21 protein-coding genes and 2 tRNA genes are annotated in these 26,136 nt (G+C 59.6%); 13 read left to right on the top strand and 10 right to left on the bottom strand.

Annotated features, from left to right (window positions below; all coding sequences use genetic code 11):
- Positions 1-85: 85 nt before the first annotated feature.
- The 5 genes from ACP8MI_RS00795 to ACP8MI_RS00775 form a co-directional block, all read right to left on the bottom strand.
- Positions 86-1,669, bottom strand: coding sequence for an SLC13 family permease (locus ACP8MI_RS00795; RefSeq protein ID WP_049167989.1), 1,584 nt, complete (start codon positions 1,667-1,669; stop codon positions 86-88).
- A gap of 67 nt (positions 1,670-1,736) precedes the next feature.
- A complete protein-coding gene (gene mgtE, locus ACP8MI_RS00790; protein ID WP_018120213.1) occupies positions 1,737-3,101 on the bottom strand; it encodes a magnesium transporter in 1,365 nt (454 codons plus the stop codon).
- Between the two features lie 220 nt (positions 3,102-3,321).
- Entirely contained in the window at positions 3,322-4,056 is a 735-nt protein-coding gene (locus tag ACP8MI_RS00785; protein WP_049167990.1) for a type 1 periplasmic-binding domain-containing protein, read from the bottom strand.
- A 29-nt stretch (positions 4,057-4,085) separates the two neighbouring features.
- Entirely contained in the window at positions 4,086-5,447 is a 1,362-nt protein-coding gene (locus ACP8MI_RS00780) for a heparan-alpha-glucosaminide N-acetyltransferase domain-containing protein (RefSeq protein WP_284589386.1), read from the bottom strand.
- Between the two features lie 141 nt (positions 5,448-5,588).
- Positions 5,589-5,677 (bottom strand) — tRNA-Ser (locus ACP8MI_RS00775).
- Positions 5,678-5,741: 64 nt separating this feature from the next.
- On the opposite strand from ACP8MI_RS00775, the gene hisC reads away from it, so the two are divergent.
- Positions 5,742-6,776, top strand: a complete 1,035-nt coding sequence (gene hisC, locus ACP8MI_RS00770; protein WP_284589385.1) for a histidinol-phosphate transaminase — start codon at positions 5,742-5,744, stop codon at positions 6,774-6,776.
- Entirely contained in the window at positions 6,776-7,195 is a 420-nt protein-coding gene (locus ACP8MI_RS00765; RefSeq protein WP_049167992.1) for a phage holin family protein, read from the top strand. The genes hisC and ACP8MI_RS00765 overlap by 1 nt, the downstream gene beginning before the upstream one ends.
- A gap of 175 nt (positions 7,196-7,370) precedes the next feature.
- Here the strand turns inward: ACP8MI_RS00765 and ACP8MI_RS00760 are convergent, their stop codons facing one another.
- Positions 7,371-8,501: an LLM class flavin-dependent oxidoreductase gene (locus tag ACP8MI_RS00760; protein WP_049167993.1), complete on the bottom strand. Its 1,131-nt coding sequence runs from the start codon at positions 8,499-8,501 to the stop codon at positions 7,371-7,373.
- 388 nt (positions 8,502-8,889) lie between these two features.
- Here ACP8MI_RS00760 and ACP8MI_RS00755 point away from each other — a divergent pair, with 388 nt between their 5' ends.
- Complete coding sequence (locus ACP8MI_RS00755) at positions 8,890-9,066, top strand: hypothetical protein (protein ID WP_490290682.1); 177 nt, start codon at positions 8,890-8,892, stop codon at positions 9,064-9,066.
- Positions 9,067-9,245: 179 nt separating this feature from the next.
- Here ACP8MI_RS00755 and ACP8MI_RS00750 read toward each other — a convergent pair.
- Positions 9,246-9,333, bottom strand: a tRNA-Ser gene (locus tag ACP8MI_RS00750).
- A gap of 105 nt (positions 9,334-9,438) precedes the next feature.
- On the opposite strand from ACP8MI_RS00750, the gene ACP8MI_RS00745 reads away from it, so the two are divergent.
- Complete coding sequence (locus ACP8MI_RS00745) at positions 9,439-10,401, top strand: NAD(P)H-quinone oxidoreductase (protein WP_049168026.1); 963 nt, start codon at positions 9,439-9,441, stop codon at positions 10,399-10,401.
- 173 nt (positions 10,402-10,574) lie between these two features.
- Here the strand turns inward: ACP8MI_RS00745 and ACP8MI_RS00740 are convergent, their stop codons facing one another.
- Positions 10,575-11,810 carry an aminotransferase class V-fold PLP-dependent enzyme gene (locus tag ACP8MI_RS00740; protein ID WP_018120220.1) on the bottom strand — a complete coding sequence of 412 codons (1,236 nt, stop codon included), beginning with the start codon at positions 11,808-11,810 and terminating at the stop codon, positions 10,575-10,577.
- A gap of 180 nt (positions 11,811-11,990) precedes the next feature.
- Here ACP8MI_RS00740 and wzm point away from each other — a divergent pair, with 180 nt between their 5' ends.
- The 3 genes from wzm to glfT1 are packed head-to-tail and all read left to right on the top strand — an operon-like array spanning position 11,991 to position 14,704.
- Positions 11,991-12,884 (top strand): galactan export ABC transporter permease subunit Wzm/RfbD, encoded by an 894-nt coding sequence (gene wzm, locus ACP8MI_RS00735; protein ID WP_249606267.1) that lies wholly within the window; start codon positions 11,991-11,993, stop codon positions 12,882-12,884.
- A gap of 45 nt (positions 12,885-12,929) precedes the next feature.
- Positions 12,930-13,715: a galactan export ABC transporter ATP-binding subunit Wzt/RfbE gene (gene wzt / locus ACP8MI_RS00730; protein ID WP_021353164.1), complete on the top strand. Its 786-nt coding sequence runs from the start codon at positions 12,930-12,932 to the stop codon at positions 13,713-13,715.
- A gap of 44 nt (positions 13,716-13,759) precedes the next feature.
- Positions 13,760-14,704: a galactofuranosyltransferase GlfT1 gene (glfT1, locus tag ACP8MI_RS00725; protein WP_284589384.1), complete on the top strand. Its 945-nt coding sequence runs from the start codon at positions 13,760-13,762 to the stop codon at positions 14,702-14,704.
- A gap of 98 nt (positions 14,705-14,802) precedes the next feature.
- Here the strand turns inward: glfT1 and ACP8MI_RS00720 are convergent, their stop codons facing one another.
- Positions 14,803-15,270: a GtrA family protein gene (locus ACP8MI_RS00720; RefSeq protein ID WP_023018545.1), complete on the bottom strand. Its 468-nt coding sequence runs from the start codon at positions 15,268-15,270 to the stop codon at positions 14,803-14,805.
- 83 nt (positions 15,271-15,353) lie between these two features.
- On the bottom strand, positions 15,354-16,232 hold the full coding sequence (locus ACP8MI_RS00715; protein ID WP_337891660.1) for a hypothetical protein: 879 nt from the start codon (positions 16,230-16,232) through the stop codon (positions 15,354-15,356).
- 45 nt (positions 16,233-16,277) lie between these two features.
- Between ACP8MI_RS00715 and ACP8MI_RS00710 the strand changes: the two genes are divergently transcribed.
- The 6 genes from ACP8MI_RS00710 (at position 16,278) to ACP8MI_RS00685 (ending at position 26,132) form a co-directional block, all read left to right on the top strand.
- Positions 16,278-16,526, top strand: a complete 249-nt coding sequence (locus ACP8MI_RS00710) for a hypothetical protein (protein ID WP_049149605.1) — start codon at positions 16,278-16,280, stop codon at positions 16,524-16,526.
- Positions 16,527-16,534: 8 nt separating this feature from the next.
- The gene (dprE1, locus tag ACP8MI_RS00705) at positions 16,535-17,950 is read left to right on the top strand and encodes a decaprenylphosphoryl-beta-D-ribose oxidase (protein ID WP_049167995.1); all 1,416 of its coding nucleotides are present in this window, start codon (positions 16,535-16,537) and stop codon (positions 17,948-17,950) included.
- Positions 17,951-17,979: 29 nt separating this feature from the next.
- Positions 17,980-18,741 carry a decaprenylphospho-beta-D-erythro-pentofuranosid-2-ulose 2-reductase gene (dprE2, locus tag ACP8MI_RS00700; RefSeq protein ID WP_018120229.1) on the top strand — a complete coding sequence of 254 codons (762 nt, stop codon included), beginning with the start codon at positions 17,980-17,982 and terminating at the stop codon, positions 18,739-18,741.
- Positions 18,742-18,771: 30 nt separating this feature from the next.
- Positions 18,772-20,670 (top strand): galactan 5-O-arabinofuranosyltransferase, encoded by a 1,899-nt coding sequence (locus tag ACP8MI_RS00695; RefSeq protein WP_147579046.1) that lies wholly within the window; start codon positions 18,772-18,774, stop codon positions 20,668-20,670.
- Between the two features lie 113 nt (positions 20,671-20,783).
- The gene (locus ACP8MI_RS00690) at positions 20,784-24,119 is read left to right on the top strand and encodes an arabinosyltransferase domain-containing protein (protein WP_187114724.1); all 3,336 of its coding nucleotides are present in this window, start codon (positions 20,784-20,786) and stop codon (positions 24,117-24,119) included.
- A gap of 3 nt (positions 24,120-24,122) precedes the next feature.
- Positions 24,123-26,132 carry a DUF6541 family protein gene (locus tag ACP8MI_RS00685; RefSeq protein ID WP_049167997.1) on the top strand — a complete coding sequence of 670 codons (2,010 nt, stop codon included), beginning with the start codon at positions 24,123-24,125 and terminating at the stop codon, positions 26,130-26,132.
- Positions 26,133-26,136 lie beyond the last annotated feature (4 nt).

The raw sequence follows: 26,136 nt of genomic DNA, 5'->3' as shown, positions 1-26,136 counted from the left end.
TTCACTATACTGGCCATCGATATTTTTGCCAAATCGCCAGTACAGAGTACATAAAAAAGAACAGCTACAGCCAACTACACCACAGCTACAGAACGATGTCGAAGACCGGGATGGCAACGAAATAGACCACCAGCGTCGTCAAGATCACAGCCACGACGTTGAGCCACACGCCGCCCTTGATCATGTCGCCGATGCGCACATAGCCGGAACCAAAGGCAATGGCGTTGGGCGGGGTGGCCACCGGCAGCATGAACGCACAGGTAGCAGCCAGCGCGACCGGAATCGCCAGCACCAGGACGTTGTGATCGGCGTTCTCGGTCAAGCCAATGCCGACGGCGACACCGCCCATGATTGGCAAGAACGTCGCCGCAGTTGCCGTATTCGAGGTAAATTCCGTCAAAATCAACACCAGGCCAGCGACCGCGAAAATCAACAGGAACAGCGGCAACGAGCCCAGCCCCTTAGCGATCTCACCGATCCACAGCGACAGCCCCGTCTTGGTAAACATCGACGACAGCGCCAGGCCACCGCCGAACAGCAACAGCACGTCCCACGGCAGCTCATTGGCGGTTTTCCAGTCCATCAGGCGGGTGCCCTTTTTGTCCGCCGGGATAGCGAACATCAGCAGGCCTGCTGCGATACCGACGATGGCATCCTGGTAGCCGGTTTCGATCTCTAGCCACTGGTCCAAAATTAGTGGCACGAAAATCCACGACACCGCGGCCAACACGAAGATGATGCTCACGCCAATCTGCGGACCGGTCCACTTGCCCATCTCGTGCAATTCTTTTTTGATCAGCTCGCGTCCACCGGGGATCTCCGTCATCTCCGGCTTGAACACCGTGACCAGCACCGCCCAGGCGATGAACACGAAAACCACCGCGATGGGCATACCCACCATCATCCACTGCGCAAAACCGATGGTGTAGCCGTGCGCCTCGCTCATATAACCAGCCAGCAGCGCATTCGGCGGGGTACCGATCAAAGTACCCAGCGAACCAATCGAGGCCGAATACGCAATGGCCAGCATCAAACCAGTGGCGAATTTCGCCTGCTTGCGCATACCACCAACAACATCGGCGGTCAGCTGCAGCACCGACATACCAATCGGAAGCATGACGACGGCCGTGGCGGTATTCGACACCCACATGGATAAAAAGCCAGTCGCGATCATGAAGCCCAAAATCAGCCGCTTCGGCGAAGTGCCCACCACCAGCACCACCAACAACGCGATCCTGCGGTGCACGTTCCAGCGTTGCAGGCCAAGCGCGATCAAGAAGCCGCCCAAGAACAGGAAGATCGTCGCCGAGGCATACGGCGTGGCGACATCAGAAAACTCGCCAACTTGGAATAGCGGGAAGACCACCAACGGAACCATCGCCGTGGCGGCCAGCGGAATAGCTTCTGTCATCCACCAGGTGCCCATCAGCACCGTTATCGCAGCGACAATCCGCAGCGATTGCAGGCTGTAATCAGCTTCCGGGTCCGCACCGGCGGACTGGCTCAGCGTATCCACTGCATTCGACGGAAAAATCAGATACACCACAACCGCCAGCGCAATGCCGACGAGCAAGCCGGTGTACTGGCGGGTGGTTTCACGACGTTCACGGACCTCGGAGTCCTGGCCTTCGGCCTTCGAGGTGTTCTCGTGTACTTGCGGGGTGCTCATAACGAGTCCATTTCTTGCTCTATGTCATATGGGCTAGGGTGCCTAAATCCTAACCCATGGGCACCGCCTAAATCCCCAAAATGGTTTTGGCAATCAAGAAATAGATAATCAAGCCCGTCGCATCGCAGAACGTCGAAATGAACGGGTTGGAAAATACGGCCGGATCTGCACCGACAGTCTTGGCGACGATCGGCATCGCACCACCGACGGTCGCCGACATCGCACACACGCTCAGCAGCGTCAGGCCAATCACGAATCCAATATCAGAGCCATACACCAGCGTCGCCAAGACCAACCCCAGCGTGCCCAAGGTAATACCCAGCATCAGGCCCACGCGCAGCTCGCGCCACATCACCTGCGCGATATCGCGTTTTCGCACGTCGCCCAGCGCCAACGCACGAGTCACCGTCGTCGCGGCCTGGTTACCCGTGTTACCGCCGGTACCGGTCAGCAGCGGAATAAACAGCGAGAGCACCACGGCTTTTTCCAGGGTGCCTTCAAAAGCGTCCAGCACCTGCACCGTCAACAGCGCAGAAACCGCTAGCACCAGCAGCCACACGATACGCGAGCGCATGATCTTGACCAGTGGAGTCGACATGTACGGCTGTTGCAGCGGCTCGGCACCACCGGCACGGGCGGAGTCCTCGCTGTCTTCTTCCTCCACGATGTCTTGCGCATCGTCGAAGGTCAGAATGCCCACCAGGCGTTCTGTGTGATCCACGATCGGCATCGCCAGCAAGTCCAGCGGCAAGAACCAACGCGCGGTTTCCTCGGCGTCGTCATTAGCGCACGCAAAAATCGGATCCGCCATCACGGATTTCACTTTGCGGTCGCCGTGCGCCAAAAACAGCTCACGCAGCGAGGTCACGCCCACCAGGCGGCGATCCCGGCGCGTCACCGGGATGGAATACAGCGTTTCCAGGTCATCGGCTTCCTTGCGCAGCAGGGTCATGGCCTCGTTGACCGTCATATCCTCGTGGATTTCCGGCACCTCCGGCGACATGCGGCGGCCAATCGAACCTTTCGGGTAACCCAGGATGACGCCGGTGACATCACGCTCGGTTTTATCCAGGTTCTTCAGCAGCCGGTCGGCAATTTCCGCCGGCAGCTCGTCGATCAGCGACACCCTGTCGTCCGGGTCCAACTCATCGAAGAAGGAATAGACGTCTTTATTGCCCAGCGCACCGATCACGTCGGCCTGGTGGGCAGCGTCCAAAGCGTCGAACACCGCAATCGAGCGTTCCCGCGACAGCAGCCGCAGCACCACCGCGGCACGGGTGGCGTTGGAGCGTTCTACCAGCGAGACGATGTCTTTAATGGGGGGTTCATCCAGCAGTTTACGTAATCGCAGCGCCTCTTTCGGAGGTACGTCGTCGTGACTCCTCAGCAGACCTTCTAGTTCGTCAATTGCTTCTACTGCTGCATCGTGCATAACGCACCTCCCTTACAGGATCATCGAACGCCTCTACCGGCCGGACAAACCCCTGGGCAGATAGGAAACCCAGTAAGCTCCGGCTAGAATATACCCGTTAGGCAGTTATAAAAAATTCCGCCAGGACGCTCGAGGGCACACGTGGGCGCGCTCCAGAATCCACCGCTCATCACTGCTCACCATTGCTCACGGCTACTCCCCGCTACTCAACAGATGAGAGCTACCGCGCCAGAGCCTTGACCGCGCTTTCAAAATTCACCAGGGACTCTGCCGGGCTGGCAAACCCGACCATGGTCACGCTCATGCGGTCCGCGCCTGCGGCGATCAGCATAAACCCGCATTCGTTGACATCCGCGACCCAGACTTGCCCGTTCCAGTGCGGGCACATCGGTTGCGTGCGGTCACTGAGCACCAGTCCATCGGTCACCCCGGCCATCACTTCCTCATGCAAGGTGGCCAAACGTCGTTTGCCGACGCCATCGAGCACTTCACGCGCGGCAAATTCGTCGATGCGCTCGGTGGTGTGCTGTGCATTGCCTTCGTGTAATTCCGCCATCCGCACCAAGCTTGCCCCACACGGCCAGTGCAGGTGCGCGTGGTCCAAAGTCACGATGCCGAAGCGCAAAAACGGGGTGGGTTCTTCCACCAGGTCTTGCGCTGCGTACCAACCGGCCTGCCATTCGACTTCTGCCACGGCATGCAGGCTGGCGATGGTGATATCGGTGCTCAATTCCAAGGCCTTCTTTATGCCATCCAAGCGCACGCGCCCGTCAGTCAGGCACGCGACGTCGTCGACGTGGCAGGCGATAATCATCTGGCCGTGGTGGTCAAAGCCGTGCGCGGCCACCGCGATGGACACGGTGGCGTCGATATCGAGCGGGACCAGCGATAACGTGCCAGCGCCGCCCAGAATGCGCCGGGTCAGGTTTTGTGCACAGGTTTCCGGGGTGAGCATACAACCTCCATCTTTAAGGTATGGCTACCCTATTGCATGCTGGGTTCTTTGCGCAACACTGCCCTGTTAATAAGCTTCGCCACCACCCATTCCAGCGGCCCGCGCCGGAAAAACGCTTTCCACACCGCAGCGAACACGATCAGCCCCAGGGCATTCCACGCAGCAGTAGCCCAATCATTGCGATGACCGGCGCTTTTCGCATCCAGCTCACCTGGATCGAACTCGTCGTCGCCCAGAATCCAGCCTTTGGACTTATCATCCCAAAATTCCGCGGTCAGCTCGTCATATTCCTGCCAGGTATCCGCTTCTTGAATGATTTCTTGGTAGCGCTGAAAGCTCGGGTCAGGTAAGGCAGGTTCATCAGGTTTGTCAGTTTCGGCTGCACTTTCGGATTCCGTACTTTCATGCACGCTACCTTTAGCGGGCTCAAGCCTCGAATACTGGGTCGGGCCAGTACCACCCATAGTGTAAGTCTTGCCAACATCCAACGGAATGCCACCGAGCATGAAAAAGCCCGCGATAAACACGTGTGCGACGTACGTCGTCAAGGCCATCGCCCCCACCGCACGCAGCGGATAGGCAAGAATATTCGCCCAACGCACCTGGCACAACAGGCAGCACAGGCAGATCACCGCGATGGCGCAGGTGATGCTCGCCAACAGATCACCGAACATTCCGGTGTGCGGCTCAAAGCTCTGCGTCAACAGCAATTGCACAAGCGGGGCGCTATCAAACTGCGGCTCGGCGGCGTCGACAAGCAGCTCATCCGGCACAACCGCGGCACTGTTCACACGAATAACAAAACCCACAGCCGCAAGCAGCAACGCAGGTACCACCGCAATGGCCTGGGCCTTCGTGTTGCCCACCAGGAAGCGGTGCACCAGAACGCCCACGGCACCGTAGGTCAGCCACGCCAGCACCGGGTACGGCGGCATGAACAGCTCAAAACCGAATGGCACGAGATCAACCAGCACAAAGCCCACTGAGGAGACCGCCGCAAGCACCGCGATGATGACGGCGATCACCCAGGTTTTACAACGCGGCAACCAGAACAACAGCAGGTAAATCACGGCAATGGTGCTGAGCACGATCGCGATGGTGGACTGCACCATCGACATCAACGTGCCCGCGACCAAAAGAATCACACCACGCACCAGCGTCGCCAGGCGCGTGCGCACGGGATCATCGGCCCCGCGCTCGTGAAAAAGGCCTAAAGAAACGCCCGCCAGCACCGCGAACAGTGCCGAAGGGTAACCGGCAAAAGCGGTGGTCGTGTAGTCCGCAATAACCCCGCCATCAAAACCGGTGGGGCCCAAATGCGCAAACACCATGCCGACGATGGCAAGACCGCGGGCTAAATCAATGCCGTCAAAGCGAAAAGCTGCTTTCATGCGCTAAGCATAGACCAGGCAGCCAGCATTGCAACCCCCGCAACCTTGCACCCCTGTAGCCTGCGGCCCGCGCCCGGGCATCTCGCAACCCGTGCCAATGCGAAAGCCCCAGCAAGAAAAATCCTTGCCGGGGCTAGCCTGCGGAGATGAGAGGATTCGAACCTCCGGCCCGCCGTTAAGCAGGCAACTCATTAGCAGTGAGTCCCATTCGGCCGCTCTGGCACATCTCCAACGCGATCTAGCATAACCGTTAGCATGCCCTCGCGCCAATCAGATGCGACTACACTTGCGCACATGTTGCGAGAAGATCTGAATTCACTGCCCGCCTACGTCCCCGGCAAGCGCATGCCGGATGCAGTCAAGCTTTCTTCTAACGAATCCGCCCACGCGCCGCTGCCGAGTGTTTCCGAGGCGATTGCCGAATCCGCCGCGCAATCCCACCGCTACCCGGACATGGGAGCCGTGGAGCTGCGCCGCCAGCTTGCCACCAAGTTGGGTCTAGCCGACGAAAACAGCGTCACCGTCGGTACGGGTTCGTCCGCGCTGTGCCAACAATTGGTAACCATCACCTGCCAACCGGGCGACGAAGTCATCTTTCCGTGGCGCAGCTTTGAGGCCTATCCGATTTTCACCCAGGTCACTGGCGCTACCGCCGTACCGGTCCCCCTGCGCGAGCTGCGCAATGACCTTCCCGCCATGGCCGATGCCATTACCGAGCGCACCCGCCTGATTTTCGTGTGCAACCCGAATAACCCCACCGGCACCACCGTCAGCACCGAGGAATTCCGTGAGTTCATGGACCGGGTGCCTGCCGACGTCGTCGTCGCCTTGGATGAGGCTTATGTGGAATACAACACCGCCGACGACACCCCGCTGGCCACCGAGGCCGTGCAGCAGTACCCGAACGTGATCGGTTTGCGCACGTTTTCCAAGGCTTACGGGCTGGCCGGCCTGCGCGTCGGTTATGCCTTCGGCAACCCGGACATCATTACGGTTTTAGCGAAGGTCGCCATTCCGTTTAGCGTGTCTGCGGTGGCGCAGGCGGCGGCAGTGGCGTCGTTGGAGGCTGGCGACGAGCTTAATGAACGGATTTCCGAGACCATCCAGCACCGCGACCGGCTTGCCGACGAGCTGGGGCTCACGCAATCTTTCGCTAATTTTGTGTGGATCCCGGCGGAATCTTTGCAGGATAAGCCGCAAGACGTCGCCGCACAGCTGGCAGAATCCGGCGTGTTGGTGCGCGCGTTCGACGAAGGTCTGCGCATTACCGCCACCACCGCAGAAGAAACTGCTGCCCTGCTTGCCGCGTGGGAGAAGGTGACTGCCTAATGCGTGCCCTGGCGCTGCTGCTGAATATCGTGACCATCGCCGCGGCCTTGGCGGTGACTGTGTGGCTGGTGCCAGGCGTGAATTACACCGGTCCGAATAAGCTGCTGGTCGACGAATCTTTCGACCCCGCTATCGCGTTGGGAATCATCGCTGCCGCATTCATGGTGGTCAACTCCACCGTCGGCCCGATCGTGCGCACAGTGGGCGCGCCGATTAACTGCCTGACGCTCGGTTTGTTTTCTTTCATCGTCAATATCGCGATCCTGTGGCTGGCTTCGGTGATTACCAACGCCATCAACATTTGGGGTATCACTTTCACCATCGACGGTTTCTGGTCCGCCGCCTTTGGCGCCGGCATTTTCGCTTTCGCGCGCAGCATCGTTGCGATGATCACCAACCCGGTACGCGCCCGAGGCTAGAATGGCGTAGTCATCGTCGGCAACTGGACCTAGTCCTAGCAGCAGCTTTTTCTGGTCAAAATTATGTCGATGTTGCCGTTGAAAAATCAATAACCCCGGCGATTTACTCCTACTTTCGTAGTGCAGGGATCGTTCCGGGGCTTTCGAGATAAAGAATAGCATTTCTATAACGCCCTTAGCGGTTGGTCACCGGATACCCCAGCTTTTGCAGCTGCGGAACGACGCCTTCACCCACGGTCCAGGTTTCTTCCAAATGTGGGTAGCCCGACACAATGAAATGCTTGATTCCAGCATCACGATATTCCGCCAGCCGCTGCGCAACTTCTTGGTAGCTGCCTACCAGCGCGGTGCCCGCGCCACCGCGCAGCAGTCCGACGCCCGCCCACAGGTTGGGAGCGATTTCCAGCTCACGGGCGTCGGCACCCGAAACAAAATCCTTACCTTGCCCGTGCAGTTCGCTTTGCAAGCGCTGCCCTTCCGATTGCGAACGGGCAAGATCTTTTTGAATTTTCTGCACTTCTTCCGGGTCCACACTATCGAGCAGCCGCTGCGCTTCCGCCCAGGCCTGCTGCGAAGTATCCCGGGCAATGATGTGCAGCCGGATACCGTACTCAATTTCCCGACCAGCTGCGGCAGCAGATTGCCGGACCCGTTCCAGTTTTTCTTCCACCTTGTCTGGGGTTTCTCCCCAGGTTAAATACACATCGGCCCGTCGCCCGGCGACCTCGATGCCGGGCTGCGAGGAACCGCCGAAAAAGATGCGCGGGGTGGTCTCTGGACGTTTTGCTAATTGTGCGTTTTCTACCGTTTCGTAGGTTCCCTGCCGCGTGATTGGTTCCTGGCTAGTCCACAAATCCTGCGCCAAGGCCAGCGCTTCATCGGCTCGGGCATAACGCTGCTCTTTAGTGGTGTAATCGCCATAGGCTCTTTGCTCAATGTCCTCGCCGCCCACGACGACGTTGAGTAGCACACGACCGCCGGATAATTCCTGCAGGGTTTGTGTTTGCTGCGCGATCAAGGGTGTGCTGACTAGCCCTGGGCGAAAAGCAATGAGGAATTTGATGCGAGAAGTTCGCGCCAGCAACGCCGCGTCGGTGACCCACGAATCCGCGCACCACTGACCGGTCGGTGTGAGTAGGGATTCAAAGCCGTTCGCCTCTGCCGCTAGTGCGATTTGCGTGAGGTAATACAGCGTGGGTTCGCGCTCCCCGTGATAGATGCCGCCGCCGTGCCCGCCGCCAATAATTAGTCGGGAATCGCCGTAGGTGGGTAGGTACCAGTGCAATGTGATCTCTGTATCAGCCATGACAGACAGTAGACCACACTGTCTGTCATGAATGCGATAATTTCATTCATTCAGCGCTATTTAATAGACAGAACGGTCTCCACAATACATATTGAAGTGCAAGTTTACCGGAAATCCAACCATCGAACTACAGCACATAATGCAGACAGATCAGTCTACATTTACCGAATTTCCGCCGTATTTCGCAAGGCATTATGCCTATCCAGAAACTTCCCTACCCCAACACTTCTTGCCACAACCCGTTCTGCTTTGTTTCACCCCCTACGGCTTATCGTTAGCACAGGCGGCACACTAGGGCACCGGAGCCAATATCAGCATTGACTTCATCAAGGTTTGCGGACAATATTGACTTCATCAAGGTTTGCTGAGGATCAAGAGGAGAGCATCAATGTCTAGCTCCACTGCGCCCAAGAGAATCGTTCGCTCATTTGCTGCGGTCATCGCCGGTATCTGGGTCTACTGCCTAGTCATCGCGCCAGCTTTTTCGGAGCAAAATTATGCCGATGTCGCGGCGGAAAAGCAAAAGAAATCGGTATCGGATTCACAGTCGTGGCACTGCTCGTAGGAGCAGTCTGGTTCTTTATCGCCAATAAAAAATCAAAATCCTAACGCTCCGTCCCCTAGTGTTATGCCAGGCGAATTCTTGCCCTTCTTGCCCAGGGTATTGCACATAAAAACAATCGCTAGCACCTGAGATAAAAACCGGTGGCGCCTAAAATACAAAAGGCACCACCGGTAGTCCACTGGCGGAGGCGGCGGGATTTGAACCCGCGGTGAGTTTCCCCACGCTGGTTTTCAAGACCAGTGCATTCGGCCGCTCTGCCACACCTCCAGCGACATTAACCTACCATGGAATTCCATGACTCCGAAAAAGTCCCAGAAAAATGTAACCGCAGACACTGCACAAGCCACCGCAGACACGGCTATCCCGGCCACCATGCACGCCATCGTGCAAACCGATGCCGACGATCCGCAGTCTTTAGAGCTCACCCAGGTAGATATACCCCAGCTGCGCGCAGGCGAGGTGCTCGTCAAAGTGGCGGCATCAGGCGTGAACCGGGCGGATTTACTCCAGGCCAAAGGAGCGTACCCACCGCCACCGGGCGCTTCTGAGCTGATCGGCCTCGAAGCCGCCGGCACCATCGTCGACGCTGGTGATACCAATCGCGAGGTGGGCGAAGAGGTCGGCGCGCTGCTCGCCGGTGGCGGTTATGCGGAATACGTCGCTGTGCCCGAAGGTCAACTCACCCCCATCCCCGAGGGCTATTCCCTGGAAGATACTGCTTCTGTCGTCGAAGTGGCCTGCACCGTCTGGTCCAACCTGGTGATGACGGCTGGCCTACACTCCGGCCAAACCATCCTGATTCACGGGGGCGGTGGCGGCATCGGCACCTTCGCCATTCAGGTCGCGAAGAAACTCGGAGCGAAAGTCGCCGTCACCGCGGGCTCGAAGGAAAAGCTCGAGACCTGCAAAAAATACGGCGCCGATATTCTGATCAACTACCAGGAAGAAGATTTCGTCGACAAGCTGAAAGGCTCCTGCGATGTCATCCTGGACATCATCGGCGCGAAATACCTGAAGCAGAACCTGAAATCGCTGGCCAAGGACGGCAAGCTGGTAATCATCGGCATGCAGGGCGGCACGAAAGAAGAGATCAACCTGGGCGCGGTGCTGGCCAACCGGCTGAGCATTTTCGGCACCACGCTGCGTTCCCGCGACACCGAGGCCAAAGCCGAGATCGTCCGCGACACCGTTGCCCACGTGTGGCCTTGGCTGGCCGACGGCTCCATCACCCACCACCGGCACGCTAGCTACCCGCTTGCCGACGCCGCGGCCGCGCACAAAGCGCTCGACTCTGGCGAAGTCACCGGCACGCTGGTGCTCACGCAGAGCAGCTAGGCCCCAAGCGCTACCCGCGCAGATTCGCCGAATTTTCGTCTCTTAAACAACGCCCCTCGGTAAGTACATAATTGCTGATCATAGCGCCGAAGGGGTGGTTTGTCGACAGTTTAGGGGGTGGTTTGTCGACGTTTCAGAGGGTGATTTGTCGTCCATTTACGGGGCGAAAAGTTTTAAGCCAACGAAGCCACCACGCGCGTGAGGTGCGCGATATCAGCTTCCGTATTGAATGGTGCGGCGGAAATCGTCACCGCGCCACCGATCTCACCGACCCCCATGTTTTCCAACAGCGGGGTATTTGGCGCGATGGTGGTCACCAGCCCGTTATCGAATAGCCGCTGGTGCACCGTCGCCGCCGGTACTCCGTGCACAGCAAACGACAAACGCGGTAGCCGGTCCGCCGTGGACCCAGCCGCGGCTTCACCAGTCACGCCAATGATGTGCGCGGCAGGCAGCGTGCCCAAAAACGTATACATCTGGTTCGTTAACCGCGCCATGTACACATCCAGCTCCGCCATGGACTGCTGCACACGTTTGCGCCGCGAACCGGCCGGGGCCGAACCCAGCCGCGCCACGTGATCCACTGCCGGGCCGACGCCACCGGCCAGGCCAGCAGAAAACGGAGATTCCAGCTTCGCGTAGGTATCACAGTCTTGTGTCGGTGAAATCGGCGCAATGCGTTTAAACATCGCAGTATCGCGGAAGACCAGCGCGGCCAACTGCGGACCACCAATCTGCGCCAGGTCGATGGCCAGGATGTTGCAGTCCCAGTCATCGGCCACGATCGGCCGGTACATCGCGATGCTGGAGACGTCGACAAGCGTCCAGGCCCGCGAACGCGAACGCACGTGTTCCACGATCTCACTGACCGGCGCGACGGTACCCAGCAAATCATGCGCGGCGGACAATGCGACAAAGCGCGTGTGGCCGTCGACAAGATCTTTATACTGAAACGCCGGCAACTCGCCCGTGGCCAAATCCGGCAAGGCCCAGCGGGTATCGTCGACAAGCCCAGAAAACGGGGCAGAAACCTCCGGGGCATCCAAGCCCGACAGCACCACCGAGGTGCCCGGGCGCGAGAGCATCGGCTCCATCGCGCGCGCCAAAGACTGATACAGCACCGGCAGGCTCGACCCCAGCACGACGCGATCGGCGCGCACCCCCAACAAATCCGCCACGGCGCCACGGGCATTTTCGATATACACATCGCCTTCTAACCGTCCGGCGTGTTGGCGCTGCGAATGGCTCCCCGTCGGGCCGGTGCTAACAGAAGTGGCATTACGGAAAGCGCGGGCAACACCCACCGCCACGCGTTCCGGGACCTGCGGAGTGGCATGCGCATTCAGATACGTCCAGCCCTCAGATAGCGTGGTGTACAAACCACGCACGCTGTAGACGTCATAAGCCATGCCTGTCTCAGCTCCCTTCTGCCTTGCCCGCTAATACTGTATACCGAAAATTGCGGCGCACTCAATCCTCCTGGCCGACGCCTGCCACCCAAGAAATTCCCAGCTCACACAAAGAATCACGGCAGGCTGGTGCGCGTTGTAGCCTCGCCAGGTAGAGCGCAACTGCTAAGGTTTGCCCTTGTGCAGGAGAACAATACGCAGCTTGACCAAGATATTGCCCGGATGACCTCTGGCGCCGACGGCGATGCACCCCAGTCTAAGTCAATGACCTTCGGGGCTGCCTGGCGCGATCTGTCACATGGCCTGAAGCAGCACGAATTGTGGCTGCTGCTGGGTTTGCAAGACATGAAGCAGCGCTACCGACGCTCGGTGCTGGGGCCGTTCTGGATCACCATCGCCACCGGCGCCATGGCAACTGCACTGGGCTTTTTGTACTCCATGCTGTTTGATATCCCCACCGCGGAATTCCTGCCGCACGTGACTGTGGGCTTGATCATGTGGACGTTCATTTCGGGTTGTTTGAAAGACGGCTCGATGATCTTCATCGACAACGAGGGCCTGATCAAACAGCTACCCGCCGCAATTTCTGTGCACGTCTACCGGTTAGTGTGGCGCCAATTGTTGTTCTTGGCGCACAACATGATCATCTGGGTCGCGCTGATCATCATCTTCCCCCGCCACTTGGGCTGGGAAGTGCTGCTGGCCATTCCCGGGCTGGTGTTGTTGGTGCTCAACGGCGCGTGGGTATCGATGTTCTTCGGCATCATCGCCACCCGTTTCCGTGACGTCGCCCCGCTGCTGGAGGCACTGACTCAGCTGCTGTTTTATGTCACCCCCATCGTGTGGACGGTGCGCACGTTAGAAGAACAAGGCGGCGACGGCGTCGAAGGCCCAGCCCGTCTGGTGGAGCTGAATCCACTGTTCCATTACCTCGAAATCGTCCGCGGCCCGCTGATCGGCCAGCCTGTCGACGCCTACCACTGGTGGGTCGTTGTCGGCTGCACCGTCGTCGGTTTCGGTCTGGCGCTGCTGGCGATGAAGCGCTGGCGTTTCCGTGTCAGCTACTGGGTTTAATTTAGCTGGGTTTAATCCTGCGGGATTGTTTAAGGAGTTTCCATCATGGTCTCAATCGATACCTATAACGCCTGCGTCGATTTCCCGATCTTCGATGCCAAGTCGCGCTCACTGAAAAAGGCAATGCTATCCACCGCCGGCGGCGCGTTGGGCAAAAACGCCAGCAACACTGTCGTCGTCGAAGCACTGCGTGACGTCAATTTGCACCTACGCGAAGGCGACCGCGTCGGGCTCGTCGGCCACAACGGCGCCGGTAAATCCACCCTGCTGCGCCTGCTGTCGGGCATCTACGAGCCCACTCGTGGCAGCGCCGATGTTCGTGGCCGCGTCGCACCTGTTTTTGACCTGGGCGTGGGCATGGACCCGGAGATTTCGGGTTACGACAACATCATCATCCGCGGGTTGTTTTTGGGCCAGTCGCGCAAGCAGATGGAAAAGAAAATGGACGAGATCGCGGAGTTCTCCGAGCTGGGCGACTACCTGCGCATGCCGCTGCGTACCTATTCCACGGGTATGCGGGTGCGCTTGGCGCTCGGCGTCGTCACGTCCATTGAGCCGGAAATTTTGCTTCTCGACGAAGGCATCGGCGCCGTGGATGCCGCCTTCATGGCCAAAGCCCGCGTGCGCCTGCAAGAGCTGGTCAAACGCGCCGGTATTTTGGTGTTTGCTTCGCACTCCAACGATTTCTTAGCGCAGTTGTGCAACACCGCGCTGTGGGTGGATAAGGGCGAGATCCGTTCCGTGGGCCGCGTGGAAGACGTCGTCGAGGATTACGAAGGCGTCGAGGCCGGTAATTACGTGCGCGATCTGGTGCGACGCTTCCAGAGTTAAGCGTTTCCAGAGTTACCCCCAACCTCAGCAATAGAATGGATTCCATGACAGCTTCTTCTGCTTCGCCAGAGCCGACCTCTACGCCGTCGCTACACCGTACAGGCACCACCGCCGCGGTGATCGTAACCCACCGCCGCGCCGAATTATTGCGCGCCTCGCTCGAGCAGGTAGTTGCGCAAACACACCCGGTTGACTGGATCATCGTCGTCGACAATGGCGCGGAAGCTGCGGTGGAAACGCTTGTCGACGAATTAGCTGGCGAGCGTGGCCGCTATTTGCCGAGCCACACGAACCTAGGTGGTGCCGGCGGTTTCGCTTATGGTTTTCTCACGGCCCTCGCGCTGGGCGCAGATGCCATTTGGTGTGCCGACGACGACGGCCGCCCCGCCGATAAGCACGTGCTGGACAAGCTGTATTCCGTGGCCGAATCCCACGGGCTGCACCAGGTCAGCCCAGTCGTGTGTAATATCAACGATCCACAGCGCCTGGCCTTTCCGCTGCGGCAGGGCCTGGTTTGGCGTCGGCGCGTGAACGAGTTAGACGGCGAGTTTTTGCCGGGCATCGCCTCGCTGTTTAACGGCGCGCTGATTTCGGCTGCCGCCATGGAACAGATCGGAGTGCCGGATTATCGTCTGTTTATCCGTGGAGATGAGGTGGAATACCACCGCCGCCTGGTCAATTCCGGTTTACATTTTGGCACGTGCCTGACCGCGGCGTATTTACACCCGGATGGTGCCGACGAGTTCAAGCCGATTCTCGGTGGCAAGATGCACACGCAATTTCCCGATAATCCAGGCAAGCGCTTTTTCACCTACCGCAACCGTGGTTATATCTTGTGGCAGCGTGGAATGAAGAAGCTGTTGCCGCAGGAATTCGCCCGCTTTGGGTGGTTCTTCTTAGTGCAGCGTCGTGATTTCGCTGGTTTTAAAACCTGGTTGCGCCTGCATAATCGGGGACGCACGGAAGATTTCCGTCGACCTCAGGGCTAAGAAAACTGTTACCTGGGCTTTACAGGTGGTGCTATGACACCGCTGTCGGCTGTCCAGGCCGGGAGCGTGATTAATTTAGACTGTCCAAGGTTTGCGCGCTAAATCGGCTCAGCGTTTTTAAAAATGAACAGGCGCTGCACGAAGAAGTTGATGACCGTGGCAGTACCCTGCGCGATCACGAACGAAACCGCCAGCGCAATCGAGTCTGCCCAGCCAAAAACTTCCGAAAACAACTCGAAAAGCAGGCGCGAACCACCGACGTTAATCAGATACGTCATCGTGTACAGCAACGCTACCGCCGCGAAGCGTCGGAAAGATTTCTGCGCCCGGAACGTCCACGCGCGGTTCAACAAATACGCCGTCAGCGTGCCAAAAATAAAACCAACGGTACGAGCCCAAAACGGAGCCAACGCTTCCAAGCCGATCTGCAAAATCCACGTCAACGAAAAGTCCACGATCGCGGCAACGATGCCCGTGAGCAAGAATTTCAGCGACTGCGTCTGCAGCTTCTTCGAATCATCCACCGACGACGAACGCAACGCCTGCACCGCGGAAAACTTAGGCATGAAACTCACTCGACTTTCTCGGCAAACAATCTGCCAGCAACGGCAAAACCAGCAACGGCAAACAACAACTGCACAGATCCTACCTAACCGGCAGCATCGGCACCGCGCAACACAACCCGATACACATCCAACCGGTCCACCGGCGCCACCGCCGCAACACACTGCGCCAACACGGAAAGCGAATCTGCGCACAACTGGCGTGGCTTAGCGCTCTGGCTTGTTTGGCCAGATTGCCCAGAATCTCCCAGAGCAGCAAACAACACCCCGGCGATCTCGTCGGTCATTTCCGGCCCACCCATGCACGAAAGGCCCAGCACACAAGCCCAAAACGCTTCCCGACGCCGCGGCTCGGTTTCCAGCGGCAACTGTTCCAACCGCGCGCGCACCTGCGCATCGACCGTGCACTCTCGGCGCACGTCAATCGCTTGCAACAACGGCACCAGATCCGTCACGCCGGAGCGGCGAATCAACGCCCCCACTTCCGGGTTTACCTCCGCCAACACCTGATCAATGGCATCCGGCCCGGTCAACTGAGCGTTAATCGCGGTGAGATCAAACTTACTGCCCAAAAACGAACCCGAGCCACCAACGCACAACGCCACCGGGGTTTCCTTATCGCGCGGGTAAGTCTCCACGGTCTGTAGCTGAAAGACCCACAGGCCCCAGTGAAAATTCAACCACGCGTGCTCGCGGCCCAGGTATTCACCAACCAGGTGCTGCGGGTCGACGCGGGAGGTTTTCGCAGGCGAGGCCGTCGGCAAGCGGCCCGTCGTCGTGAAATGCCACGGGGTTTGCTCGTCGTGCAGGTCAAAACAGGTAGCCAACACGTCGGCAAGCTCCGCCAAATCCAGGGATTCAGAAACCCCGATATGCCGGTGAATTTCATAATCGTCGAGCACCAGGGAAGCCCGCACGATGACAGTCCGCTCCCGCATATACACGACGTTGCTGTGCCTGAGCATGCGCCCCAGGGTAGACGAGCAGGCCAGAACACGTAGGCTTAAAGCATGTTCGGAAAACGGAAAAAAGACTCCTATGACGCCGAAAATGACCGCCTGAACGGCTCATATATCGCCTCGCAGGAAACCAACCTGCCGCTGGATGAGTTCATGACGCGCCTGTTCGCCGAGGAGCTTCCCATGCTGGATAGCACCTCCCGGCGCGAGGTCTACCGTCTGTTGCGCGAATACGACGGAGACACGATCACCTCACAGGACGAGTTGCCTGCCCCCATCCGCGAATTGATGGACTTATAGTAATAGTTATGGAATTACACACCAGCGAAGCAACCCTGCACGGCTGGGGCCGCACTGCCCCAACCCGCGCGCAAGTTCTGAGCACGGAAGACCTCGACACCATCGTCGACGCCGTCAAGCAGGTTGCCGACGACAACGCTGACAAGCCCGACCACCTCAAGCGCGGCGTCATCGCCCGCGGCATGGGCCGCTCCTACGGCGACCCGGCGCAAAACGCTGGTGGTTTGGTCATCGATATGCAGCGCTTCAACAAGATCCACTCCATCGACCCGGACACCGCCTTGGTGGTCGTCGATGGTGGCGTGACCCTGGATCAGTTGATGAAGGCCGCCCTGCCGTATGGCCTGTGGGTTCCGGTGCTTCCTGGCACCCGCCAGGTGACCATCGGTGGTGCGATCGGGCCGGATATTCACGGCAAAAACCACCACTCCGCGGGGTCGTTCGGCAACCACGTGGAATCGATGGAGCTGCTGGTCGCCAGCGGCAAAATCCTAACGCTGAAGCCAGAAGGCTCAGCGGATGACCCGGATGGTGAGCTGTTCTGGGCGACGGTCGGCGGCATGGGATTGACCGGCATCATCGTGCAGGCGACGATCCGCATGACCAAGACCGAAACCGCGTTTTTCATTGCCGACGGCGATTTGACCAGCAACTTCGATGAAACCATCGAGTTTCATGCCGACGGCTCCGAACACAACTACACCTATTCCTCGGCGTGGTTCGACGCCATCAGCCCAGAACCGAAGCTGGGCCGTGCCGCGATTTCGCGCGGCAGCTTGGCGACGTTGGATCAGCTGAAAGAGCTTTCCCCGAAGCTGGCGAAGGACCCGTTGAAGTTCAGCGCGCCGCAGCTTGTGACCGTGCCGGATATTTTCCCGAACTTCACCATGAACAAACTGACGATGAAAGCCGTCGGCCAGGCGTGGTGGCTGAAATCCGGTGAATACCGTGACCAGGTGCAGAACCTGACGCAGTTTTATCAGCCGCTGGATTTGATCGGCGAGTGGAACCGCGGCTACGGTTCGCGCGGCTTTTTGCAGTACCAGTTCGTGGTGCCGCGCGAAGCCACGAGCGAATTGAAGTCCATCGTGCGCTCTATCCAGGCCTCCGGCCACTACAGTGCCCTGAACGTCTTCAAGCTGTTCGGCGAAGGCAACCGCGCGCCGCTGTCGTTCCCGATGCCGGGCTGGAATATCTGCGTGGACTTTCCCATCAAACCAGGCCTGGGCCATTTCTTGGATGAGCTGGACAAGCGCGTGCTGGATTTCGGTGGCCGGTTGTACCTGGCGAAGGAATCACGCACCTCTGCAGAGAAATTCCACCAGATGTACCCACAGATGCAGTCGTGGTTGGATACCCGCAATGAGATCGACCCGACCGGCGTATTCGCCTCCGATATGTCGCGTCGTCTAGAACTGCACTAATCCCGAGAAATTTTAAGGATCCCATTTTTATGTTGAATGCTGTAGGCCAAGCCCAGCACATTTTGTTGCTCGGCGGAACCAGTGAAATTGGCGTTGGCATCGCCCGCGAGCTGCTCTCAGCTGGGCCAGCCAAGATCACCCTGGCGGCGCGCAAGGATTCGCCGCGCGTGGCTGATTCCAAGCGCACCCTGGAAAATGCCGGTGCCAGCGAGGTGAACGTCATTGATTTCGACGCCACCGATTACGATTCTCACCCTGGCGTGTTGGACGAAGCCTTTGCTGCCGGCGATGTGGATATCGCGGTGGTTGCCTTCGGCACCTTGGGCGACCAGGAAGAATTGTGGCAGTCCCACGAAGCCGCGGTGGCTTCGGCCCAGGTGAATTACACCGGCCCGGTGTCGGTGGGCGTGGCACTCGGCCAGAAGATGCGTCAGCAGGGCCACGGCACCATCGTCGCGTTGTCCTCGGTGGCGGGTATGCGTGTGCGCCGTTCCAACTTCGTCTACGGTGCCGCCAAGGCAGGCATGGACGGGTTCTACGTCAACTTGGGTGAAGCCCTGCGCGATTCCGGCGTGAACGTGCTGGTCGTGCGCCCGGGCCAGGTGCGCACCAAGATGTCGGCGGAAGCCGGCGAGGCGCCACTGACCGTCAACGTCGACGACGTCGCCAAGGCCACCGTCGAGGCGATCAAAGGCGGCAAGGATAATATCTTTGTCCACCCGCTGTTCCGCTACGTCTCGCTGGCGTTCCAGTTCATCCCACAGGCGATTTTCCGTCGCCTGCCGTTCTAAGCTTCCTGCCTGCCCGACAAGAAACCCTGAATGAACAAACCAGACCAACTTACCCGGCCCCAGATTTTCACGGCCCTAGCCTGCACGGGGCTGGGCAGTTTTGTTGCAGCGCTTATCGCCTGGGCCATCCTGGACCGGACGAATCTCCCGGCATTTAATACCTCCATGGTCACCCGCGGGTTGGCCACCGCCGTATCGGTGGGCTTGCTCGTGCTGGTGGCCGTGTTGCTGTGGCAGTGGCGCACAGCTGACCACCACCCCCGGTGGCGCGGCGCGCTGACCTACCTGGTCAGCTACCTCTCGCCTGCCGGGCTGACCATCGCGACGCTGGGCATTCCGCTTTCGGCAACCCGCCTGTGGCTCGACGGCTTGCAGGTGGATCAGCTGTTTCGCACGCAGTTCCTCACCCGCACCGCCACCAACTTCGGCTACCAGGACATGAATTACCTGGATATGCCCACCTACTACCCACTGGGTTGGTTCTGGGGCGGCGGGCGTTTGGCGAACCTGCTGGATATGCCCGGTTGGGAGGTCTACCAACCGTGGGCGTTGGTGTCCTTGGCGACGGCTGCTGCGTTGTTGGTTCCGGTGTGGCAGGCCTTAACCGGCTCGCTGCCCTTGGCGACGACGCTCGCACTGGCAAACACCGCGGTCACCCTGTCCATGGCGGCAGATGAGCCGTATGCTGCCATCGTCGGCATGGGTATCGCCCCGGCTGTGGTGATGGCGGCACGTGCGGTGCGTGGATCCTGGCTGGCCGTCGCAGGCGTGGCGGTATACCTGGGCGTTTCGGCCACGATGTACACACTGTTCGTCGGCGTGACTGCGCTAATCGCCATCGTGTTGACAATCCACTATTTCTGGACCGCAGAACGCAGCATCGGCCCGTTCCTCCGCCTGGTGGTCATGGGGCTGGGATCAATGGCGATCGCCGCCATCTCTTGGGGGCCGTACCTGTACCTGGTGGCCACCGCGGACTATAAGCCATCCTCGGTAGCCCAGCACTTCCTGCCTTCGGAAGGCACGCAAGTTCCGCTGCCGTTTTTCGAATTTTCTGCCCTGGGCTTTTTCAGCCTGCTGGGTCTGCTGTACTTGGTGCTGCGCAGCACGCGTCGTCCGTTGTTAATCGCCACGGTCGTGCTCTACGGCTGGGTGCTGGCGTCCATGCTGATGACGCTGCTTGGTTCCACCCTGCTGGGCTTCCGCATTGAGTTGCCGATCGCGCTGATCCTCTCGACCGCCGGCTTTTTCGCCCTCGCCGATACGGACCGCGCAAAAGTGGTGCACTTTTTCGAATCTCGCAAGATCAACCTGTCCGCCCGCCAGCTTTCCGGCGCTTTCACTGTGCTGTTGGTGGCGGCCAGCATCGGCTACGCGCAGCAGATCTCCGTGGCCAACGAAGACGAAATCGACCACGCGTATACCGATACCGACGGTTATGGCGAGCGCGCCGACCAATACGCCCCGGGTTCGGCGAAGTACTTCCCAGAGATCGTCGCCACGCTGGGTAGCGCTGGCCACTCGCCGCAGCAAACGGTGCTGCTGACCGACGAGAACTCGCTGCTGTCCTACTACCCGTATTACGGTTTCAACGGCTTCACCTCGCATTACGCGAACCCAATGGGCCAGTACACCGAGCGCAACGACACCATCAAGCACTGGGCGGAAGCATCGTTCGACGAGCTCGCGGACCCGCAGGATTTCGCCGCTGCGTTGGAAGATACCGAGTGGAAAGGCCCGGATGCGTTTGTCTTCCGGGGTGATGAGGACGACGAGGAATTCAAGACCCACATCGCGGTGGATCTGTTCCCCAATAACCCGAACGTGGCCTACGAAAGCGTATTTTTCAATTCCGAGGTATTCGCGGATGACGCACTGTGGGATATCGAACAAGTCGGCCCTTATGTGGTGATTAGCCGCACCAAGTAAGGGCACCCAATGGTGCGCTGTCACTAGGGCCAGAACACGGGTCAGAACATGGGCCCAAACCAGGGCCCAGTCAAGACCAGTTTTCGGCCGCGGCTGGGCTAAACTGACACGTTGTGTCACCTCAACCTCTCAACCCCCAAGCAGTCGGAACCGAGGAATCTGCACAGCGAGCAGCCAGTGCACAAAGCGCCTCGAACCCCACCGCAGCTGCGCGCGCACACAAGCTGCAACTCACGGCGATCATCACCGGCGTCGTGGGCTTTTTGCTGTTTATTGCCACCCCGCTGCTGCCGGTTAACCAGACGCAGTCGTCGTTCGCGTGGCCGCAGAATGGCTCACTGAATTCCATCAACGCGCCGCTGATTTCCGTGGCGCCGGAATCCTTCGAGGCCACGGTTCCAGTCGCTGCGCTGGATATGCTGCGCGACGAGCAGACGTTGGTGCTGGGCACTGTTCCGGAGGATTCCACTGAGGCCTCCAACCGTGGGTTGTTCGTGCGCTCTGCCGACGGCGGTTTGGATGTGTTCGCCTTGGACGAGGTTCTGCTGAGCTTGCAGGAATCCGAGGTCGCAGCGCTTGCCGACGACACGCTGATCCAGATTTCGGTGACCGCGGATGGCACGAAGGTAGCCGTCGGCAAGCATTCGGAAAAAACCGAGGACGATCTGCGCCCGCAGGTCACCGGCATTTATTCCGAGCTGGAGGACACGCCGGAGAACGTGGCTGCGCTGACCGCTGCCGGCCTGGATGTGGATGTGGAGATCAACTCGCGGTTTACCTCCACCCCGACGCTGGCGAAATCGCTGGCTATGGGCCTGGGCGTGTTTTTCATGGTGATCGCGCTGATCGCGTTGGCGCGGATGGATCTGTTGGATGGCCGCAAGGATCTCAAGGTCCTGCCAGCGCGCTGGTTTAAGCTCCGCCCGCTGGATGGCCTGGTGGTGGCTGTGCTGGCATTCTGGCACGTATTTGGCGCGAATACCTCGGACGACGGCTATATCCTGACCATGGCGCGGGTGACCGAGCACGCGGAGTATATGGCAAATTATTATCGCTGGTATGGCGTGCCGGAATCGCCGTTTGGTACCCCGTATTACGATCTGTTGGCGCTGTTTGCCGCGGTATCCACGAACTCTCTGTGGATGCGCCTGCCCGCGCTGTTGTGCGGCATTGCAATCTGGTGGGTGCTTTCGCGCGAAATCCTGCCGCGCCTGGGCGAGATGGTCAACGACCGCCGCGTGGCGCATTGGACCGCCGCGCTGGTGTTTTTGGCTTTCTGGCTGCCGTTCAACAACGGTATCCGCCCGGAACCATTCGTCGCCCTGGGCGTGGTGCTCACCTGGGTTTCTTTCGAACGCGCCATTGCCACCCAGCGTCTGCTGCCAGCGGCAATCGGTACGTTCATCGCGACGGTCACCCTGGCCGCGGGCCCGACGGGTCTGTTCGCGGTCGGTTCCTTCTTGATCGCGCTGCCGTACCTAATCCGCATTCTGCGCTACCGCCTGCAACTGCTGGAAGGCGGCACGCTGGCGGCCGCGGCGATGATCGCGCCGTTTATGGCGGCCGGAACGATGATCATGGTGATGATCTTCAACAACCAGACCATCGCGACGGTGCTGGAATCCACCCGCGTGCGCGGTGAGGTCGGCCCGTCGCTGGAGTGGTTCTTCGAGTTCGTCCGCTACCAGACCCTGTTTGAGCAGACCGTCGACGGCTCGTTTACTCGCCGCTTCGGCCCCGTGGTGATGTTCGCCTGCATCGCGCTGATCCTGTACGCGTTCGTGCGCGACCGGAAAATGGCGAATGGCCCAGCATTGCGTTTGGTGCTGATCGTGTTCGTCTCGCTGTTCTTCTTGATGTTCACCCCGACGAAGTGGACCCACCACTTCGGCATCTATGCCGGTATCGCCGCCGCGATTGCCGCCTTGGGCGCGGTGGTGCTCTCGCAGGTGGCGGTGCGTTCCCGGCGCGCCCGCGTGTTCTCGATCGCGGGTGTGTTGTTCCTGTTGGCGTTTACTCTGGCCGGTTGGAATGCCTGGTGGTATGTGTCGTCGTTTGGTATTCCGTGGTGGGATCGCACGATCCAGTTGCGCGGAATCGAGGCCACCAACGTCGTGTTGCTGCTGGCCCTGTTGGTGCTGCTGGTCGGCGTGATCTATTCTTTCCGCACCCCGAAACCGGAGCGTAATACGCGCTGGGCCGGTGTGATGGCCGCCCCCATCGCGGTGGTGTCGGCGCTGGCGGTGGCATTGTCGCTGGCGTCGTTCGCGAAGGCCTTTGCGGATCAATACCCTTCGTATTCCGTGGGCAAGGGCAACCTGCAGGCTCTCACCGGTGACCACTGTGCGCTTGCCGACGACGCCTTGCTGGAAACCAACACCAATGACGCGTTTTTGACTCCGGTCGACGGCGAGCTCGGCGAATCGCTGGCGGCGGGGCAATCGCGTGGTTTTGATCCGAATGGTGTGCCGTCTGAGATCGAACCGGATGGTGGTGATTCCGCTGCTGTCGGCGTGATCGGTGATGCTGATTCTCCCACCAGCGCTGGTGCGGGCTCGGAATCGACTGAGGAAACCGAGGACGGCAACCGCGCGGATGCTGGCGTGAATGATTCCACGATCCGCCTGCCGTTCAACTTGGACTACAACCGCGTTCCGGTGCTGGGGTCGTGGGCGGATGAATCCGAGCCACAATCCGCTGCCGAACTGACCACCGGTTGGTACCAGATGCCGGAGCGCCGCGAATCTGCCCCACTGCTGGTGGTCTCTGCTGCCGGGCGTATCGCCCACCATGACATCAACGGCATTGAGCAAGAAGGCGAAGAGCTGTTGCTGGAATACGGCACCCGCGGTGCAGATGGCAAGGTCACCAACACCAAGAAAGTGGAGATGATGGACGTCGGCCAGCGCCCCGACTGGCGCAACCTGCGCTTCCCGCTGGATGAAATCCCGGACGACGCCAATGTGGTGCGCCTGGTGGCCGAGGATTATTCGCTGGACCCAGAAGACTGGATTGCCGTGACCCCGCCACGCAACCCGGAGTTGGAGCCGGTCAGCCAGCGCTTCGACAGCGACACCCCGGCGCTGCTGGATTGGTCGACGGCCTTCCAATTCCCGTGCCAACGCCCATTTGATCACTACGCTGGCGTCACGGAGATCCCGGAGTTCCGCGTGCTGCCGGATTCCGATGCCCAATCCCAGCTGGGTGGTTTCCAGGACTACTACGGCGGTGGCGCGATGGCCACGGCAGAGGCAGTGAACTGGTCGTATGAGATCCCGGGCTACCTGGATGGTGACTGGAACCGCGACTGGGGCGCGGTGCACAAATACGAGCTGCGCCGCGATTCTGCAGGCAATGCCCCGGATGAAGCTACGATCGACTACACCGAACACACCCGCAGTGGTTTGTGGCACAGTTCGGATATGAAAATCCGCGACGAACGGAGTTAAGTAATGGCAGCAGCGATTTTTGCCGTCAGCTTGCTTGCCGTGGTGATCCTGCCCGGCTTGTTGGTTGGTTGGCGGGCGCGCCTGTCGATGCCCGTCGCATTAATGGCGGCACCGGCGGTCACGTTCGGCATCGTCGCTGCTGGCGTACAGATTTCTCACGTCTTTGGCGCCGGTTGGCGCGTGCCGACGGCCGCAGTGACGCTCCTGGTTGCCGTCGTGCTGGCGGAGCTGTGGGGACGGTTGGTGCCGAAGCCTGCGACCCAGACGCGCCGCTGGGAAGCCAAGGACTGGCTCCCGGTCGCCGGTGTGTCCGCGGGAACGCTGACTATCGGCGGGATGTACTGGAACTACCTGGCGGCTATGCCGCACGGGATCAACAACATCTTCCAGGGCTGGGATGCGCACTGGCACGCGAATGTGCTGGCATTCATCAGTGAAGAAGGCATCGCTGCCCCGGGCGCGATGGGTGCGCTGCATCACCAGTTCACCGATGCGCCCATGTATTACCCCACTGCGTGGCATTCCGTGGTCTCTATTCCTGCCCATTGGGTGGATCTCACGACGATGGCCGAGTACAACCTGGGCTCAGGCATCATGCTGGCGCTTGTTACCCCGTGGGCGGTGGCCGCGTTGGCGAGTATGTTGGGCGGACGTGCCGTGGCCGGTATCGCTGGTGCGGGCACCGCTTTTTTCCCGGCTTTGCCGTGGATTGAAATCCGCGTTGCGGCCATCCCTGCTGCCACCTCGATGATGCTGGGCGCGATGGCAGCGGTGCTTACCATTCATTGCCTGCGCGATCGCCGGGCCATCCCGTTCGCAATTTTGGCGTTATTTGGCGCATTGAGCAGCCAGCCGCAAGGGTTGTTGGTCGCGGTATTCCTGGTGCTTTTCTACTGGGTATTCCACGCCTTGTTCACTCCGACGCGCTCGCGGTTGGGGGATTTCCTGACTTTGGCCGCGGTGGGCCTGGGCGCGGTGGCTACGGCGATTCCGGCTGCTGTGTTCTTGTTTGGCAACGAGGATGCAGAAGATTTCGGTGATTTCGCCCGGACCTTCGAAGTCCCGGGAATTGACCGCGCAGAAAGTTGGCGCTTGGCTGCCGGGTTATTGACCCGCCACACGAACGAATTTGGGCACACGTGGCACCTGTTGCTCATTGGTGGAATCGGCGCGCTGGTTTTACTTGCCCGCAAAACGGTCTGGCCCATCCTGCTCTGGGGCTTTGGCGTGGCACTTTCTGCCCACGCCATGAAGTATTTTGAGACTCCAGTGGGTGATTTCCTGCAAAACCTCGTCGGCCCGTTTTATTCGGATGCCCGGCGCATCAACGTCTGGGTGTCCCTGTTGGTGGCTGCCACGAGTGCGCTGGCGCTCGGGTGGATCATCCACACCGTGGCGGCGGCCATCAATAAAGACCGCATCCGTAAACTACCCGTCACAGTCGGGGTCACCAGCGTCGTCATCGCCATCGTGGCCGGTACCGCCCTGGTCACGCTGCAAGAACCAGCGCGGCGCTTGTCGCAAGATTCGCGTTCTGGCCGTCTGGTCAGCGAGCGCGACCAACGCGCCTATGACTGGTTAGCGCAGCAACCGAAGGCCTACGACGGGCATGTGTTCGTCAACCCTGATGAAGGCAACGGCTGGATGTATGCCTACAACCGGTTGCCGTCGACATCCCGGCATTATTACTTCACCGGCGCTGTGGAACCAGAACTGACCACGCTCTTCCATCATCTGGACGAGGCCGGATCGGGCACCGCCACAGGCGAGGATGTCGACAGAATCCTAGAGCGGATGGACATTAATTACGTGTTCATTAGTCCGCCGAATTTCTGGGGCCCGCACTTGCAACCGCCGAATGATGTCTTGTTGAACCTGCGAGATACCGCACCCGGGTTGACTGAGGTCTACCGCAACCATGAAGTCAGCATCTATGCCGTCGATGAGATGTTTAGTGACGCGGAATTGGACAAGATCCTCAGCGATAGCCCGTACCCGCCGCAGACACAATAGAACG

It is taken from the genome of Corynebacterium sp. LaCa_70, assembly GCF_058182015.1.
This window is presented reverse-complemented; position numbering and strand designations above follow the sequence as displayed.